The organism is Seongchinamella sediminis (assembly GCF_003457605.1).
GTDB lineage: Bacteria > Pseudomonadota > Gammaproteobacteria > Pseudomonadales > Halieaceae > Halioglobus > Halioglobus sediminis.
Genome location: NZ_QRAN01000005.1, coordinates 34,913 through 51,331, shown reverse-complemented (window position 1 = coordinate 51,331; position 16,419 = coordinate 34,913). Strand labels below are relative to the sequence as shown.

At 62.1% G+C, this 16,419-nt stretch carries 12 protein-coding genes; 4 read left to right on the top strand and 8 right to left on the bottom strand.

The window, feature by feature from the left end; translation table 11 throughout:
• The 7 genes from DWB85_RS06100 to DWB85_RS06070 form a co-directional block, all read right to left on the bottom strand.
• Entirely contained in the window at positions 1–1,188 is a 1,188-nt protein-coding gene (locus DWB85_RS06100; protein ID WP_117953329.1) for an amino acid aminotransferase, read from the bottom strand.
• 182 nt (positions 1,189–1,370) lie between these two features.
• On the bottom strand, positions 1,371–2,546 hold the full coding sequence (locus DWB85_RS06095) for a saccharopine dehydrogenase family protein (protein ID WP_117953328.1): 1,176 nt from the start codon (positions 2,544–2,546) through the stop codon (positions 1,371–1,373).
• Positions 2,547–2,582: 36 nt separating this feature from the next.
• Entirely contained in the window at positions 2,583–3,569 is a 987-nt protein-coding gene (locus DWB85_RS06090) for an ABC transporter ATP-binding protein (protein WP_117953327.1), read from the bottom strand.
• Entirely contained in the window at positions 3,566–4,537 is a 972-nt protein-coding gene (locus DWB85_RS06085) for an ABC transporter ATP-binding protein (protein WP_117953326.1), read from the bottom strand. The genes DWB85_RS06090 and DWB85_RS06085 overlap by 4 nt, the downstream gene beginning before the upstream one ends.
• Positions 4,538–4,543: 6 nt before the next feature.
• Entirely contained in the window at positions 4,544–6,517 is a 1,974-nt protein-coding gene (locus DWB85_RS06080) for an extracellular solute-binding protein (RefSeq protein ID WP_117953325.1), read from the bottom strand.
• A gap of 13 nt (positions 6,518–6,530) precedes the next feature.
• Positions 6,531–7,598: an ABC transporter permease gene (locus tag DWB85_RS06075; protein ID WP_117953324.1), complete on the bottom strand. Its 1,068-nt coding sequence runs from the start codon at positions 7,596–7,598 to the stop codon at positions 6,531–6,533.
• Between the two features lie 15 nt (positions 7,599–7,613).
• Positions 7,614–8,636 (bottom strand): ABC transporter permease, encoded by a 1,023-nt coding sequence (locus DWB85_RS06070; protein ID WP_117953323.1) that lies wholly within the window; start codon positions 8,634–8,636, stop codon positions 7,614–7,616.
• A 236-nt stretch (positions 8,637–8,872) separates the two neighbouring features.
• Here DWB85_RS06070 and DWB85_RS06065 point away from each other — a divergent pair, with 236 nt between their 5' ends.
• The 4 genes from DWB85_RS06065 (at position 8,873) to DWB85_RS06050 (ending at position 13,585) form a co-directional block, all read left to right on the top strand.
• On the top strand, positions 8,873–9,412 hold the full coding sequence (locus tag DWB85_RS06065; protein ID WP_117953322.1) for a hypothetical protein: 540 nt from the start codon (positions 8,873–8,875) through the stop codon (positions 9,410–9,412).
• Positions 9,413–9,477: 65 nt separating this feature from the next.
• Positions 9,478–10,689 carry an MFS transporter gene (locus DWB85_RS06060; RefSeq protein ID WP_239017232.1) on the top strand — a complete coding sequence of 404 codons (1,212 nt, stop codon included), beginning with the start codon at positions 9,478–9,480 and terminating at the stop codon, positions 10,687–10,689.
• 78 nt (positions 10,690–10,767) lie between these two features.
• Entirely contained in the window at positions 10,768–12,336 is a 1,569-nt protein-coding gene (locus DWB85_RS06055) for a thrombospondin type 3 repeat-containing protein (RefSeq protein ID WP_117953320.1), read from the top strand.
• A gap of 130 nt (positions 12,337–12,466) precedes the next feature.
• On the top strand, positions 12,467–13,585 hold the full coding sequence (locus DWB85_RS06050) for a hypothetical protein (protein ID WP_133300571.1): 1,119 nt from the start codon (positions 12,467–12,469) through the stop codon (positions 13,583–13,585).
• Positions 13,586–13,590: 5 nt separating this feature from the next.
• Here DWB85_RS06050 and DWB85_RS06045 read toward each other — a convergent pair whose 3' ends face one another.
• On the bottom strand, positions 13,591–16,374 hold the full coding sequence (locus tag DWB85_RS06045; protein WP_275399809.1) for a cation-translocating P-type ATPase: 2,784 nt from the start codon (positions 16,372–16,374) through the stop codon (positions 13,591–13,593).
• Positions 16,375–16,419 lie beyond the last annotated feature (45 nt).

Here is a 16,419-nt window from a genome sequence, read left to right as displayed (position 1 = left end):
TTACAACACCCGCGCAATACTCTCGGCCAGGTAATCCACATTGTTCGGGGCGATCGCGGCAAGGCTGATTCTGCTGGAGCCGACAATATAAATACTGCTCTCCTCCTGCAGCCGCTGCACCTGCTCCGGATCGATTCCGAGGAAGGAAAACATGCCCTTCTGGCGGGTGATGAAACTGAAATCCCGGGTCACGCCCTTCTCCACCAGCTTGTCTACCAGTAACTGGCGCATACCGCCGATACGGTCGCGCATGTCTTTCAATTCCGCGTGCCAGCGGGCAGTGAGTTCAGGGGAATCGAGAATGGTCTCGACAATGGCGGCGCCGTGGGCCGGGGGCATGGAGTAATTCACCCGCACGGTGGGCAACAGCACCGAGTAAATAATGTCCGCCGCCTCGGCGCTTTTGCCAATGATGGAGCAGGCGCCGATGCGCTCGCGATAGAGGCCGAAGTTCTTCGAGCAGGAGCCGCAGATAATCATCTCGTCCACGGTATCGGCCAGCAGGCGCAGGCCACGGGCATCCTCGTCCAGGCCCTCGCCGAAGCCCTGGTAGGCCATATCCACCACCGGCAGGAAGCCCACCTCGGCTGCCAGTTCGGCTATCTGCTGCCACTGCTGCGGGTCGAGGTCCATGCCGCTGGGGTTGTGGCAGCAGGCGTGGATTAACACCGCATCATCGGCGGACACCTGCCTGAGCGCCGCCAGCATGCCGTCGAAGTCCAGGCACTTGTTGTCGTAATCGTAGTAGGGGTAGGTTTTCACCGTCAGGCCGGCAGCGGCAAACACACCCTGGTGATTGGCCCAGGTCGGGTTGCTGACCCAGATAGTGGCGCCGGGCTTGCAGGTCCTGATGAACTCCCCGGCAATGCGCAGGGCGCCGGTGCCTCCCGGGGTGGAAATCGTGCGGATACGGTTGTCGGCAATGACCCGGTGCTCGCCCAGCATCAGGTCGGTGATTTTCTCGTTGAACAGGGGGGACCCGGCGGAGTTGATGTAGGTCTTGCTGGTTTCCCGGTCCACGCGGAGCTGTTCGGCAGCCTTGACGCATTCCAGTACCGGGGTATTGCCCTGATCGTCCTTGTAAATCCCGGCGCCGAGGTCGATTTTCTGCGGATTGCTGTCGGCCTTGAACTTGACGGTAAGACCGAGAATGGGGTCCGCAGGACGCGGCTCTAGTTCTGAGAACATGGTTACAGGCACCTGAATCTGGGACGGAAACGAAAAACTGCACTAGGCCACGCCCGACTCCTCGCCAGCGCTGGACGGGGCGCCGGGATTATAGCGGAAGAATACCCGGCAACAGAAGGGCCGGGGTGGAGACGCATGTTTTCAAAGGCGCCAGCCGCCTGGCCAGCGCTGCTGGTTTGCGGTTACCCCTCGCGCTGGAAGCTGAGCCCCGCATTGGCCTGCAGGCGCTCGATCAGCTGCGAACCCGGCGCCGCCGCCGGCGTCCATATACCTCCGCCAGCCGCCCCCGGGTCCAGGACGAGACACACGGCTGCCTCGGCGATCATTTTGCTGGTGGAACCGTAGCCCGGATCCCTGTCGCCCTTGACGCTGGCTGTCACCTGGTAGCCCGACGGGTTGCTTCCGACGAACATGACATCGTAGCAACCCTTGTCCCGCTCTTCCTTGCTCGGCCCCTCGCCGGGCTGCAGCCTGGATTTGGCCATGGAGTTGTCGCTGGCAACGGCCTTGGCAACCGCCTCTCCCTCCTCGCCCGGCCCGGTGAGCAGCATCTCGTCGTAGACAAAGTCCTTACCGTAGCGGTGGTCCAGGAGCAGGTTGCTGCGATGAATGTTCTTGGTGTTGATGGTGGCCATGACAAAGGGGGCCGACCAGCTACCCAGGTCCTCCTCGTACAGGGGCTTCATCCCCGACGGCTGTTCCGGGCCGGTGAAGCCCTCGGCAAGAGCAAAGGGGTTGGTCAGCACGGCGACCAGTTCCGGGTTATCGCCGGCGGCGGCCATGGTGGCCCTGAAGCTGGCCAGGGTGCCGCCGGACATGGTGCCCTTCATTGCCCGTACCCTGCCCTTGACCCGGTTCAATGGCGCCTGGCCGTCATCGGCCGCAAGCTGCTGCAGGTAGAGCACACCGAGGTCGAAGGGAATAGAGTCAAAGCCGCAGGAAAAGACAATCCTTGCGCCGCTGGCTTTGGCCGTGTCGCCGTGGGCGGCAATCATTTGGTGCATCCAGGCCGGTTCACCACAGAGGTCGACATAATCCGTGCCCGCCCCGGCGCAGGCCTTGACGATATCACTGCCATACAGTTGATAGGGGCCCACCGTGGTCAGCAGGACTCTGGTGCTTGCAACCATGGACGCCACCGAGGCCGGGTCGGCGGAATCCGCCACCACCAGGGACACGGTGTCGGCAATTCCCATCTCGTCGCGCACCTGCCTGAGTTTGTCTTCGCTGCGCCCGGCCATCGCCCACTTGATGTCGCCATCGACGCCGTACTGGTCCTGCAGGTACTCACATACCAGGCGGCCGGTAAAACCGCTGGCACCGTAGACAATAAGGTCCAGTTCACGTTGCTCGGACATGGAAATTCTCCTTGCTGGCGTTCTCGCCAGTCGTAATCAGTCGGGGTTAGGATGCCCGGTCGCCAGCAGGTGGCAGGCACAGGCGTGCTCGTTCTCGCGCACGATAAGCTGCGGCACATCACTGCTGCAACGGGCCATTACCTCGGGGCAGCGCGGATGAAAATGACAGCCGGAGGGTGGGTTGATCGGCGATGGCACATCGCCACTGAGCACCTGGCGCTGGGCCTTGCGGTGGGGGTCAGGCACCGGGATGGCGGAGATCAGCGAGCGGGTATAGGGATGGGCGGGCGCGCTGTAGATTCGCTCGCCGGACGCATACTCGACAATCTTACCCAGGTACATGATCGCCACCCGGTCGGAGATGTGTTTCACCACCGCCAGGTCATGGGCAATAAACAGGTAGGCCAGGCCCAGTTCCTGTTGCAGGTCATTGAGCAGATTCAGGATCTGGCTCTGGATGGACACGTCCAGCGCCGACACCGGTTCATCGCAGATGATCAATTTCGGGTTCAGGGCAATCGCCCGGGCGATACCGATGCGCTGGCGCTGGCCGCCGGAAAACTCGAAGGGGTAGCGGGTGACGGAGCGCGCCGGGAGGCCGACAATGTCCAGCAGTTCACGGACCCGTGCCAGGCGCTGCGCCTTGTCACCCAGGCGATGAATAAGCAGCGGCTCCTCGAGAATCTCGCCTACCGTGTGGCGGGCGTTGAGGGACTCCATCGGGTCCTGGAATATCATCTGGATATGCTGGCGATAAGGCAGCAGTGCCTTGCCCCGGAGCCGGGAAATGTCCTCACCCTCGAACAGGATGCGGCCGGCCGTGGGAGTATAGAGGCGGCTGATGCAGCGCCCCAGGGTGGACTTGCCACAGCCGGATTCGCCCACCAGCCCGAGGGTCTCACCGGGGTTGATGTGCAGCGAGACGCCGTCCACCGCGCGATTGTACTTGCGGGTGCGCAGCAATATGCCCTCGCGCACCGGGAAATGCATCTGCAGGTCGCTGACTTCCAGCAGGGGCTTCATTGCAACTCCCGCCAGCGACGACAGGCGACCCGGTGGCCATCGGCAACGGCTTCCTGCGCGGGCACGGCGGCACAGGCGTCCTCGGCGTGGGGGCAGCGGTTCTGGAAACGGCAGCCGGATGGCAGGTCGTAAAGACTGGGCACCATGCCCGCGATAATACTGAGCCGCGACTTGGGCGCGGTCTCCAGCCGGGGAATCGAGGCCAGCAGCCCCCGGGTGTAGGGGTGGGCAGGGCGATCGAATATGTCGAACACCGTGCCCTGCTCCGCCATGCGGCCGGCATACATGACCACCACCTCGTCGCAGGTCTCGGCGATCACGCCGAGGTCATGGGTAATCATCATCACCGCCATACCCATCTCGGCCTGCAGGTCGCTGATCAGTTCCAGGATCTGGGCCTGGATGGTGACATCCAGTGCCGTTGTCGGCTCGTCGGCGATCAGCAGCGCCGGCTTGCAGGCCAGCGCCATGGCGATCACCACCCGCTGGCGCATGCCGCCGGAGAGCTGGTGAGGGTACTCGCCCATGCGAATGTCCGGCGAGGGAATCCCGACGTGGTCCAGCAGTTGTACCGCGTCGCGGGTCGCCTGTTCGGGCCGGATGTCCTTGTGCAGCAGTATCGCCTCGGTCAGCTGGCGACCGATGGTGTGTACCGGATTGAGCGCCGTCATCGGCTCCTGGAACACCATGCCGATATCGGCGCCGCGTATTTTGCGCATGGCCTCCAGGTCAAGCGTGGTCAGTTCCCGGCCCCGGAAGCGGACCGCGCCACCGACAATCTGCCCCATCGGCTGGGGCAGCAGGCGCATGACCGATAACGCGGTCACACTCTTGCCGCAGCCGGATTCGCCGACAATACCCAGGGTCTGGCCCGCCTCGATGTTGAAGCTGAGCCCGTCAACGGCGCGCACCCGGCCCTCGTCGGTGGTGAACTCCACCTGCAGGTTATCGACCTCCAGTAGTGACATCTGGGCCTATTGCTCCTTCCAGCGGTCGTAGATCTCGATGGAAGGCTCGAAAGTCTTGCCGGATTTACGGGCTTGCAGGGTTTCCTGCCTGATATCCTCGTCAATCCAGTGCACAAACAACTCGCTTGCTCCCTGGGTGTGTTTGTAACTGAATTGTTCCGGGTACTGCACCCAGCGCCAGTAGCCGACCCGGTAGAATCCCTGGAAAAAGCCGGGCACGAAGGAGCCGTGCTCGTGGTGCAACTCCGACATGCTGTGGGCCAGCGCAATCATTTCCTCCTTGTCGTCAGAGGCCCGGTAGCGCTCTATCATCACGTCCATCTCGGGGTCGGCGAAGCTCTCCAGATTATTGGTCTGGGTTTTGATTTTACGGTCCGGGTTGACGCTGCCGTCCTCGAGGAAGGCCTGGTCGTAGGCATTGTCAGAATGGTAATGCTCCCAGAAGCGGGGGTACATTTCCAGGAATACGCCAAAGGCGGAGAAGTGAATGTCGTGCTGTTTCTCCTGTACTTTCTTCCAGCTCGCGGTGCCGTCCAGCACTTCAATACGGAACTCAAGCCCGGCTTTTGCCGCTTCCTCCTTGAGAATCGTAAGGATGTCCTTGAGGGACTGGTAACCTGAAGAAAGCGTGAACGACAAACGCTGGCCGGCAGCGTTCACCAGAATACCGTCGGGCCCCCGTTCGCTGAAACCGGCCGCGGAAAAATGGGCCTGGGCCTTGTCGATATCGAATTCCCTCGCCTGCAGGGTCGGATGGGTAAATTCACCGAAGCCGTCGTGCTCGGTGCGCATACGGGCGTAATCGCCGCGGAAGAACTTGTCGATCACCAGTTGCCAGTTGGAAGCGTGGTTGATGCCCAGGCGGATGTCCCGGTTGTCCAGCAGCGGCCGGGCGGTGTTGATCCACAGGCCATAGGTCGGCCGCGGACGCTGGTTGTAAAACACCGCTTTCTTGATGTAGCCGGCAGCCACTTCCGGCGCGTCGTCGGGCAGCTTCTCGTACCAGTGTTCGGCCAGGTTGAGCCCGGACTGGTCCAGGTCACCGCGGCGGAAGGCCTCGAAGATTTTCTCGGTATCGCGGATCACGGTAAAGCGAATCTTGTCGGCGTTGAAACGGTAGCGCCAGTGCTTCTTGTCCCCGGCCCACCAGTCTGGAATCCGGGTCATGGTGATCGAACGCCCTTTTTTGATGTCGCCATCCTCAATCACATAAGCACCGGTGGTGGGGGCAAAACGCCACTGGTAGCGATCGACAAAGTCCTCGCCCACTTCCTTGTAGAAATGCTGGGCGATGGGTATCAGGCTCAACACTCGCGCCTCGCCGTCCGGCTTGGACGCCGGGATACTGATCGACATGGTGTGATCATCGTAGCGGGTGATATTGGTGTACATGGTACTGTAGAAGTTGTTGTACCAGGGCGCGGTCACATAGGGCGAGCGGTAAAACCAGAACATAAACAGGAAATCATCCACGGTCACCGGCTCACCGTCCGAGAAGGTCGCTTTCGGGTCCAGCTTGATATAGAAGGTTTTGCCGTCTTCGCTTCGGGCCCAGGCAGTCGCGAGACCGGGAATGTAGTCAAAGTACTCCCGGTGACGGAAACCCAGCGGCACCGCCACATCGTCCTGCAACATGGCTCTGAAACCACCATTGGAGTCCGGCCCGATGGTACGCAGGGTTCGCGGAAAGTCCTGCAGCGCCCGGTACTCGGTACCGCCTTTCTTCGCCGCTGGCGAGCCCATTTCCGACAGTGCCGAGCCATCCTCCCACACCAGTCCTGCTGGCAAATCGGCCGGGGTCTTGAAGCCGAAGAAATCCGGGTTGGCGGCGTAGTAGGCCTGCACCTCCTCGGTATTGTCGATCGGGGCCGCGCTTTGTGCCGGCGCCGCCTCGTCCGGGCCACCGCAGGCCACCAGCAGGCCGGCACAGAGAGCGCCGAGGCAGGTGGTCCGCAGTCGATGGAATATTGCAGCTGTCATAAGCAGTACATCCTCAGCGATACACAGTAAATTTTTTCGGGTCGAATGACTCACGCACTGCCTCGCCGATAAAGGTGATCAGGGTGAGCAGGAACACCAGGGTGACAAAGGCCGCCGATACAATCCAGGGTGCGGTACGCAGGTTGGCAGTGCCCTGCTTGAGCAGCTCCCCCAGGCTGGGAGTGGGCGGCGGCAGGCCAAAGCCCAGGAAGTCGAGGGCGGTAATGGCGCCGATGGCCGAGACCACCACAAAGGGCATGAAGGTCACCAGCGTCGCCAGCACATTGGGCAGGATATGGCGGAACACGATGCGGGTGTCGGAGGCGCCGATAATGCGCGCGGCGGCGACATAGTCGCGCGCCTTCTCCTTGTAGGTCTCGGTGCGCATGTTATAGGTCATGCCGGTCCAGGAGAACAACACCATCACCGCCAGCAGAATGCCGATGCGCGCCGGAATCGACAGGGTCGAGGGAATCACCGAGAACACAATGATGACCATGTACAGGAACGGTATGTTGGACCAGATTTCGATAACGCGCTGGAAGAACAGGTCAAACACGCCGCCGAAATAGCCCATGGCGCAGCCCACCGAAATACCGATAAGGTAGACCCAGACGGTAAAGGCCAGGGCAAATACCAGCGCGATACGGGTGCCGTAGAACAGCCGCGCCAGGATATCCCTGCTGGTGGTGTCGGTGCCGAGGTAGTGCTGGTTCTCGGCCGATGGCGGCGTGGGTCGGAACACGCCGCCGTGACCGTTGTTTTCAAAGGCGTTGTAGGGTACCGGCGGCATCAGCAGCCAGTTGTCGCCGCCCTCCGCGACAAAACGGTCGCGCAGGTCGCGGTAGTTCACCTCATAGCTGTAGTCAAAGCCGAAATCGGTGCCGGGATGAAACGCCGTGTAGGTGGGGAAGTACCACTGGCCCTCGTACTTGACCACAATGGCCCGGCTGTTCACCAGCAACTCGCCGCAAGCCAGCACCACCAGCATCACCGCCAGCATCAGGAAACTGTAGTAGCCGCGCTTGATCTCGCGGAAGCGGCGCAGTTTCTTCAGGGTCTGGGGATTGAACTTGAACATGGTGTGCCGGCGGCCCTACTGGAAGCGGATGCGCGGATCGACCAGCGCCACCAGCAGGTCAGAAAGGATGTTGCCGATCAGCAACAACAGGGAACTGAGGAAAACCACGCCCATCACCACCGGATAGTCCCGGTCAACAATGGCGGTCAGCGCCAGCAGGCCGAAACCGTCGATATCAAAAATCGTCTCGATGAGGAAAGAGCCGGACACCAGCAGGGTGATGTTCTGGCCAAAAGTGGTGGCGATGGGAATCAGCGAATTGCGCATGGCGTGGCGGGTGACCGCCTGGCGAAATGACACCCCCTTGGCGATGGCGGTGCGAATATAGTCTGCCGCCAGGTTATCCATCAGGTGATTCTTGAGCAGCATGGTCACCACCGCGAAGGAGCCGACCATGTAACAGATCAGCGGCAGCACCGAGTGACTCAGCAGGTCCGCCGCTTTTTCCCCGAAGCTCATATCCTCGAATTTGTAACTGACAAAGCCGCCCATGGGAAACCAGTCCAGGCGCACCGAGAAATACAACAGCAGCAGTGAGCCCAGCACATAACCGGGGATGGCGTAGCCGATGAAAATGAGCACCGAGGTAGCGTTATCGATCACCGTGCGGTGCTTGATGGCCTTGACTACCCCCAGGGGTATACACACCAGGTAGGTAAGCACCAGCGTGGTCAAGCCGTAATAAAGCGAGATCGGGAAACGGTCGCTGATCACATCCCACACCGGTTCGTTGTAGCGGTACGAGGTGCCCAGGTCGCCGCGCAGCACTTTGCCTAGCCAGTCGAAGTAGCTGGCCAGCAGGGGCTTGTCGAAGCCGTAGTATTCCCTGAGCTTCTGCAACTGAGCCCCGGATATCGCCATGCCCTGCCCCGCCGCCTGGCTGGACATGCCTGAGGCCGCATCCAGTTGCTGGGCCTCCATGATGGCCCGCTCCAGCGGACCGCCCGGCACCAGCCGGGTAACGGCAAAGACGATGATGGTGATGCCCAGCAAGGTGGGTACAACCAGCAATAATCGCCGAAGGAAATAATCGCGCATTTAGCGGCCAGCCCCGCGAAAACGCGGAGGCCGGGGGGGCCATAGCTGCATGGAGGCGTGCTCTCGCATTAGTTGATGCTCATACCGGGCTGATGGTGCCACAAAGCCCCCGGGGGCGAAAGCGTTGGCGCCCATCGCCCGGCCGGCAGACATCTGTGCTGGCCGCAGCTTCACTCTGCGTTGATTTCGGAGTAGTCTCACTACAGGCAGGGCTATTGAACAGGCAGGGATAATCCATGCAACACAGCACGCTACTGGACGAGGATTTTCCCTCCCGGGTTGAGGCCATCTTCCCCGATGGCGGCAGTGCCCGCCGCGCCGCAACCGCCCTCTGCCTGCGCTACGGGCTGGAATCCTCCCAGATCAGCTTCGTCAGCCTGGAACGGAACGAAGCCACCACCCACCGCAATCGCTTCACCTTCAACGCCAGTGGCCGCACCCTGCAGAAACGCCAGCTGATCCGCACCCTGATCGCCTTCGCCTGCATCGCCGCCGGCATTGTGCTCATGCACCTGCTGTACAGCAACGGGGTGATCTCCCGGGAACTGGCCGGGGCCCTGCTGGCCATCCCCATCGGCGCCGCGGTGGTGATTACGGTCATGGGTATGCTGTCCTGGCGGCCGGCAGGGGCCAGTTCCCGTACCCGCCCGCGGCACAGCGACGAGGTGGTGCTGGTGGTAAAACTGCACGATGTCAGCGAACAGTACGAGCTGCGGCGGGCACTGAAGGAGCTGGGGGCCGAGTCGGCGCCGGGCAATATCGCCGAAATCTCCTGATCTACAGCGCCGATCGCCTATCCGCCGAGTAGCGCGCGAGCCCCGCTTTCCGCTAGGGTATGAGCATGCCCACCACACATATCTCGGCCTTCAGGTCCCCCGCCTACCGGCACTACTTTCCCGCCGCCATATTTTCCACCCTGGGCAGCTGGATTCTGCGCTTCCTGCTGGGCTGGAGCGCCTGGGAACTGACCCACTCAGCCACCTGGGTGGGCGCGACCGCCGGTTTGATGCTGGCGCCGGCACTGCTGCTGTCGCCCTTGTTCGGGATTGTTTCCGACCGCATCAACCCGCGCAACGGGCTGCTGCTCACGATAGGCGCGCATGCGGCGCTGGCCTGCGCTGCCGGTGCCGCGGTGTACGCCGGGCTATTCCGCCTGCCGGTGCTGTTGACCATTGCCCTGGCACTGGGGGTCGCCACCTCCGCCCATACGCCGATCCGCCTGGCCCTGGTGCCGCTGCTGGTACCGAGGGAGTCCCTGCCCAGCGCCATTGGCTATTCCGCCATTGTGTTCAATACTTCACGCATTCTCGGCCCGGCCCTGGGAGCCTGGCTGCTGCATGCCGCCTCGCCCGCCGCTGCCTACATCAGCGGTGCGGCGCTTATGCTGGGCAGCCTGCCCTTCCTGGCATTTATACCCGGCCGGGTCGGCGAGCGCGGCAGCGCCGAAGGCGCCGGCTTTTTCCGGGAACTGGCCGATGGCCTCGACTACACCCGCGGCCACGGCCCCATCCGCCTGGTACTGGCGTTTACCCTGGTCAACGCGCTGCTGGGCAGGACTATCATCGAGTTGTTGCCCGCGGTATCGGGCCTGCTGCTCGCTGGCGATTCAGCGACCCTGGCCACCCTGACCGCCTGCGCCGGCGCCGGTTCCATCCTCGGCGGCCTGGTAGTCAGCCGCCAGGGCGGCAGTGAACCGAGGCTGTTCAAACTGATGAACAGCAGCCTCGCACTGGGGGCCCTGCTGGCGGCCATACTGGGCTGGTTTGACAATGTGCCGGCGGTCGCCGCCATTATCGCCGGCATCAGCCTGATCACCACCATTGCCGGCACCAGCAACCAGGCCCTGGCGCAGTTGCTGGTGGATGAGCCCTTTCGCGGCCGGGTGCTCAGCCTGTGGACCATGATCGCCATGGGCGCCCCGGCAGCGGGCGCCCTGCTCATGGGCGGGCTGGGGGATGTGTTTCCCCTCGCCCTGGTGCTGAGCGGGTTTGCCGGGTTGGCGCTTGCGGCGATAGCAGTTTTGTCCCGGCGACCTTTGGCCCGCGATGCCTAGCGATGGCTAAAAATTAGCCAAGCCTGGTTTTGTAGTCTACTTTCATCAGGGATTGCAACGCCACCCCGCGAGGTCGATATGAAAGCGCGCATAATGAAAACCCTGGGGTTCCTGGCCGCTACAATACTCGCCAGCCAGGTCGCCCGGGCACAGTGGGAGGGGGATGAAATATTCGCCGCCACCAATGACGCGAACTACGCCTGGCCGACCAGCACCGCCATCGTCGATTTCTCCCGGCCAGAGTTTGTGAACCAGCTGACGAATGTCACGATTGTGGCGGACTTCAGTGCAAACCAGCTGATTTTCAGCTACACAAACACCTCGCAAAACGTCAATATTACGCTGGATCCCATCAACTACATGTTCACCGGGCTGGACATCGGCGGCGACGGGATTACCGCGGTGACGCTGGTTGAATCCAGTTTTGCCCAACTCATCGAAACAGTGCATACCGCTGATTCGATCACGCTGAAAGTTCCCCAGCAGAACACCAATCCCGGGGACTCGTTTACAGCCGTTTTCCAGATATCACTACAAGATATTTCCGTCACCCCCGATGTGGAAGTCACTGTCTATGGAGAGGATTATGCCTTTGACTATGCGGACCTGGGCACCGCCAACACAGGATTCAGCATCAGCAACCCCGATCAGAACCTGCTGAATATCGTCTCCGCCTTCGAAGCGGACCTTGGCCTGCAGGGCGGCGAACTGGTCCAGCCCGGCTTTATGATCTTCGACGGCACCCTGCTGCTGGAAGTGGCCGCCCTCGACGCTCCCGCCGGCAGGGAAAACCTGGTTACGACCTACCGCATGAATGTTGATCCGCTGCTTCTTCGCGTTCTCGCTGAACCCCGCGAGGATTCCCGCTATGTCCGGGCGCTTGGCGCGCGCTACCTGCGCCAGGGGGTAGTCCGGACGGAAGACAGAGCGCTGGCCAGGGCCCGGGCCGCCAGGCTGTCTGACGCCCGCATTCTGCGTTATGTCGAGGACCAGGGGCGCTGGCTGCGCGCCGCCCGGGTGGCGGGGCGCGCTGACGGCCGCCGCGTTGAAGCCCGCTTTATGCCACGTATGGCACCCGACGGCATAGTCGGGCACTACGGCACTTTCGTACAGGACGACAACAGCGCCTATGTGTGGGCGGTGATGGACCGCAACAGCCGCTATACCGTTGGCCTCAATTCCGACGATGACAACGACGGGATTTTCAATCGCGATGACAACTGTCGCAATCACGCCAATCCCGACCAGGCGGATACTGACGGAGACGGCTTAGGCAATGCCTGCGACCCGGACGATGACAACGATGGCGTCGATGACGAGTTGGATAACTGCCCCCTAACTTACAACCCTGGCCAGGAAGACAAGGATGGTGATGGCGCCGGTGATGCCTGCGACTCCGACGCAGATGGTGATGGCGTTGCCGGCAATCTTGATCAATGCCCCGAAACATTGGGGGGCGCCGTGGTCGATGAGACCGGTTGTTCTATCACGGACAACTGCCCCTGCGCCAACTACTGGAAGAATCATGGCGCCTACGTGCGCTGCGTGGCCCATGCGTCAAACAATTTCCTCAAGGCGGGGCTCATTAGCGATGTGGAAAAAGACATGATTATGGAACAGGCCGGTTCCAGCAACTGCGGCAAGTAAGCACACTTTGTCGACTGCATCCCGTACCCTGGCGGCGCTCCTGCTGCCAGGGCTGCTCCATTTAGCCCAGGCCGATACTCCGAGAAAAGTACTGCTGCCAGACACCGGCGGCGAGATCAGGTCCGTCGCCATGAGCATTAACAGCGCTCGCCGTGCCGCGCTGCGCAATGCCGGGACGGTGAGCAGTCTGGTCAACGCCCTGCCCTCTTCCATTGCCATCGACATCCTGGTGAACGACCGGGCCGCGTTCACCGTGGTTGATGCAGAGGGCGGCAACAGGGTTAACTTTGTCGAACTGCCGGCAGACAACCCGATCACCATATGGCCCCAGGATCCTTTTCTTGTCCTGAGGTCCGATGATCCCAACCAGCCCGCCACCCTGCTGATGTCAAAGAGTTTTGAGCGCGCCGGCGACGCCAGCATGGCGCGCTATTTCGCCGAACAAAACGGCTTTGATATCCTCGGTTCCAGCCTGCACTTCGAGGGCGGTAATATCGTCTCTGACGAAAAGCACATCCTGATCGGTGCCAATACGATTCGCTTCAACGCGCTTGAGCGCGGGGTCCCGGACAACGATATCGGCCTCGCCTTCCAGGACGAGTTGGGGAAACCGGCGCTGGTGATAGGGCCATTCCCGCAGCCCGTGGCGCACATCGACATGATGATCACCCCGCTGGGGAATAGCCGGATAGCGCTGGCCGATGCCAGGCTGGGGCTGAAAATAGCCGAAGCCGCCCTGGCCGATGACCCCGACAGCGTCAGGGCATTTGAGGATCACTGCCGCGAGTTTTTTTTCGGCCACCCTGAGATCACCCACATAAAGCAGGTCAACGGCGATACTATCGAGCCGCCTGACCTGGAGGGGATGACCCGGGAGTTGCTGGCCCACAACCGCGACATCGCGCCGGTCCTCGACGGTATTGCCTCGGCACTGGCAAGTCTGGGCTACGAGATGTTACGAATTCCCTTTTACTTCGGCGGCCCGGAGTTACGCCCGCTAAACGGATCGGAAAACGAGGGATCTGTCGCCAGCTACCCCATGCTGACCTACAACAACGTGCTGCTGGAGTCCCGGGCCGGCGAATCGCGAGTGTACCTGCCTGAATATGGCTGGCCCGCGTTTGACGATGCCGCCCAGGCCGCATGGCGTGACGCGGGCTTCACTCCCTTCCCAGTGCAGGGTTTGACCACCAGCGCCATGTACGGTGGCGCCCTGCGCTGTACGGTGAAAGTGCTGGAGCGCGGCTGACCAGGTCAGGTCTCCCGGACAGAACCCCCGAGGTGTTCCGACCAGCCCACCCTGGTCTTGCCAAACCACCGGCGGCAAAGCTTGTCGATCTCGATGGCGACAAAGCTGGGCAGGAAACACAGCAGGATCAGGGGCCACCATTCTGCCGGGAATGGCGCGGTACGGAACAGGGCTGCCGCCGAGGGCACCAGGGTGGGAATAAAGCGAATCGCCACACTCAGCGCAATACCTGCCAACAGCCAGCGGTTGGAAAAGGGATTGAAGGTAAACGCGGAGGCGTACACCGAGCGAGCGGAGATCACGTAGCCAAAGTGGGCCAGCAGAATTGCCCAGAAAGCCGCGGTCTGGGCCTGGGTAAGCAGCAGTTCATTGACCGCGCCGTCGGCACCGATCGCGGCCTGGCCAAAGTGATAGTAAACCAGGAAGCCGGGGACAGAGATCGCCAGCCCCATCAGCAGCACCCGCTGTAAAAACAGGCCGTTGATGATATGCGCCTTCGGTTCCCGCGGCGGCACCTGCAACAGGCCCTTTTCCTTGGCCTCCATCATCAGCGGCATGGTCAACAGCACTGAGTCAAGCAGGTTGATCCACAATATCTGCACCGGCTCCAGCACGAAACGCTGGCCGAACAGGGGTATGAATGCAGCCGCCAGTATCGCGCCCATGATTAACAGGGCCTGGGCGGCATTGGTGGGCAGGGTATAGAGAATCGCCTTCTGCAGGTTGTTCCAGGCGTGACGACCCTCCTCCACTGCCGCCACTATGGTGGCGAAGTTATCGTCCGCCAGCACCATGTCCGCGGATTCCTTGGCCACCTCGGTCCCGCTGATGCCCATCGCAATGCCGATATCGGCGGCTTTCAGGGCCGGTGCGTCATTGACCCCATCGCCAGTCATGGCCACCACCAGGCCCTGGGCCTGCAGCGCCTCGGCAATGGCCTTCTTGTGTTCCGGCGCCACCCGGGCGAACACGGACACCGTTGCCGCCGCCTCGTGTAACTCGCTCTCGCCGAGATGACTGAGCTCGGCGCCGGTGAGTACCTGCCGGGCATCAATACCCAGTTGCTTCGCCACCGCCTGGGCGGTATCCGGGTGATCACCGGTAATCATGACTGTGCGAATTCCGGCGCCCTTGCAGTCGGCCACCGCCTCTATGGCCGAACGCCTGGGCGGGTCGATCATGCCCTGCAAACCCAGGAAAGACAGACCGGTGAGGTCCTCATGCCGCAGGTCGCGCTGGCCCGCCGGCAGCTCCTTGCTGGCAAACCCCAGGGTGCGCAGGGCATCCCCCGCGAACTGTTTTGCCGTCGCCAGGGCCCGAGCCGCATCAATCGGTTCGCGACTGCCGTCAACCGCGAGACTGCTACTGCACATGCCGATGACTACCTCGGGCGCTCCCTTCACCAGCACGCGCTGGACACCATCGCTCTCCACCAGCACCGCCATGTACTTGGCAGAAGAGTCGAAGGGAATCTCTTCCAGCCGCCGCAGGCCGTCAACCACCAGTTCCGCCTTGGCCCCGGAGATCCGCAGGGCCAGTTCCGTGGGATCCCCGGTACCCCCCTGGCCACTGAGATGGGCGTTGTTGCAATAAAAGCCGCATTCGAGCAGCCGCATCAGCGCCGGACGCTCCTGCGGCGGAACGGGCTGTTCCTCGACGAGGAACTGGCCTTCGATATCGTAGCCGGTACCGCTGACCCGGTAGGTTTCACCCCCGGCGCAGACCCGGCTCACGGTCATGCGGTTCTCGGTCAGGGTGCCGGTTTTATCCGAGCAGATCACCGAGGTCGCCCCCAGCGTCTCCGCGGCGGGTAATTTGCGGATCAGCGCCTTGCGCCCCGCCATCACCACTCCCGAGAGCGCAAGAATGGAGGTGACCAGGGCCGGCAGCATCTCCGGGATGGCCGCCACGACCAGCGATACCGCGCCCAGGAAACTGTAGGCTGTGTCGTAGCCCAGGTATACGCCAAAGGCGAAATTGCCGGCCCCTACCACCAGGATGGCGATAATCAGGGTATGGACAAACTCCTGCATTTTGCGCTGCAGGGGGGTCATCCCGCTGTCAGCCGCTTTCACCATGTCGGCGATGCGGCCGAACACGGTGTTGCTGCCGGTTTCCACCACAATAGCGCGGGCCGTTCCCTGGGTGAGGTAGGTGCCGGAGAAGCCCATGTTGGTCTGGTCACCGGGAACCAGGTCTTCCCCGGTAAGGGCGTCGACCTTCTTCTGTACCGGCACCGATTCTCCAGTGAGAGAGGATTCATCCACGTGGATATTGGCCACTTCGGAGAAGCGCACATCCGCTGGAATCTTGTCGCCGCCCTCCAGCACCACCAGATCCCCGGGCACCAGGTCACGGGCCGGGATACGCCGCTGGTCGCCGGCGCGCACTACCAGCGCCTCCTGGACCATCATGTTGCGCAGCGCATCCAGGGCGCCCTCGGCCTTGCCTTCCTGGACGAAACCGAGAACCGCGTTGAGCAGCACAACGCTGCTGATCACGATGGTATCCGGCAACATGTGGCTGCCGAGGGCGGTCAACACCCCCGTGACCAGGGCAGTGGCCAGCAGGATAATCACCATGGGATCATTGAACTGGCGCAGGAAGCGCAACCAGGCAGGCGTTTTCCTGAACGCTATTTCATTGGCGCCATACGCTTCCAGGCGCTCACTGGCCAGCTCTTGCGCCAGGCCCTGCGGGCCGGTGCCAAGCTCTTCCATGACGGCATCCGCCGGCAATCCATACCATGCCTTGTACATACCCTGCTCCCGGGATTCAGTCGTGCTCACAGACTATCCGATGCGCCCGCGACAACACAATTGCACCAGATCAAG

Excerpts from the sequence above, each read along its gene's own strand:
- DWB85_RS06080 (WP_117953325.1), bottom strand. The coding sequence starts at position 6,517 with ATGACAGCTGCAATATTCCATCGACTGCGGACCACCTGCCTCGGCGCT.
- DWB85_RS06070 (WP_117953323.1), bottom strand. The coding sequence starts at position 8,636 with ATGCGCGATTATTTCCTTCGGCGATTATTGCTGGTTGTACCCACCTTG.
- DWB85_RS06095 (WP_117953328.1), bottom strand. The coding sequence starts at position 2,546 with ATGTCCGAGCAACGTGAACTGGACCTTATTGTCTACGGTGCCAGCGGT.
- DWB85_RS06050 (WP_133300571.1), top strand. The coding sequence starts at position 12,467 with ATGAGCATTAACAGCGCTCGCCGTGCCGCGCTGCGCAATGCCGGGACG.
- DWB85_RS06055 (WP_117953320.1), top strand. The coding sequence starts at position 10,768 with ATGAAAGCGCGCATAATGAAAACCCTGGGGTTCCTGGCCGCTACAATA.
- DWB85_RS06085 (WP_117953326.1), bottom strand. The coding sequence starts at position 4,537 with ATGTCACTACTGGAGGTCGATAACCTGCAGGTGGAGTTCACCACCGAC.
- DWB85_RS06065 (WP_117953322.1), top strand. The coding sequence starts at position 8,873 with ATGCAACACAGCACGCTACTGGACGAGGATTTTCCCTCCCGGGTTGAG.
- DWB85_RS06090 (WP_117953327.1), bottom strand. The coding sequence starts at position 3,569 with ATGAAGCCCCTGCTGGAAGTCAGCGACCTGCAGATGCATTTCCCGGTG.
- DWB85_RS06060 (WP_239017232.1), top strand. The coding sequence starts at position 9,478 with ATGCCCACCACACATATCTCGGCCTTCAGGTCCCCCGCCTACCGGCAC.
- DWB85_RS06100 (WP_117953329.1), bottom strand. The coding sequence starts at position 1,188 with ATGTTCTCAGAACTAGAGCCGCGTCCTGCGGACCCCATTCTCGGTCTT.
- DWB85_RS06075 (WP_117953324.1), bottom strand. The coding sequence starts at position 7,598 with ATGTTCAAGTTCAATCCCCAGACCCTGAAGAAACTGCGCCGCTTCCGC.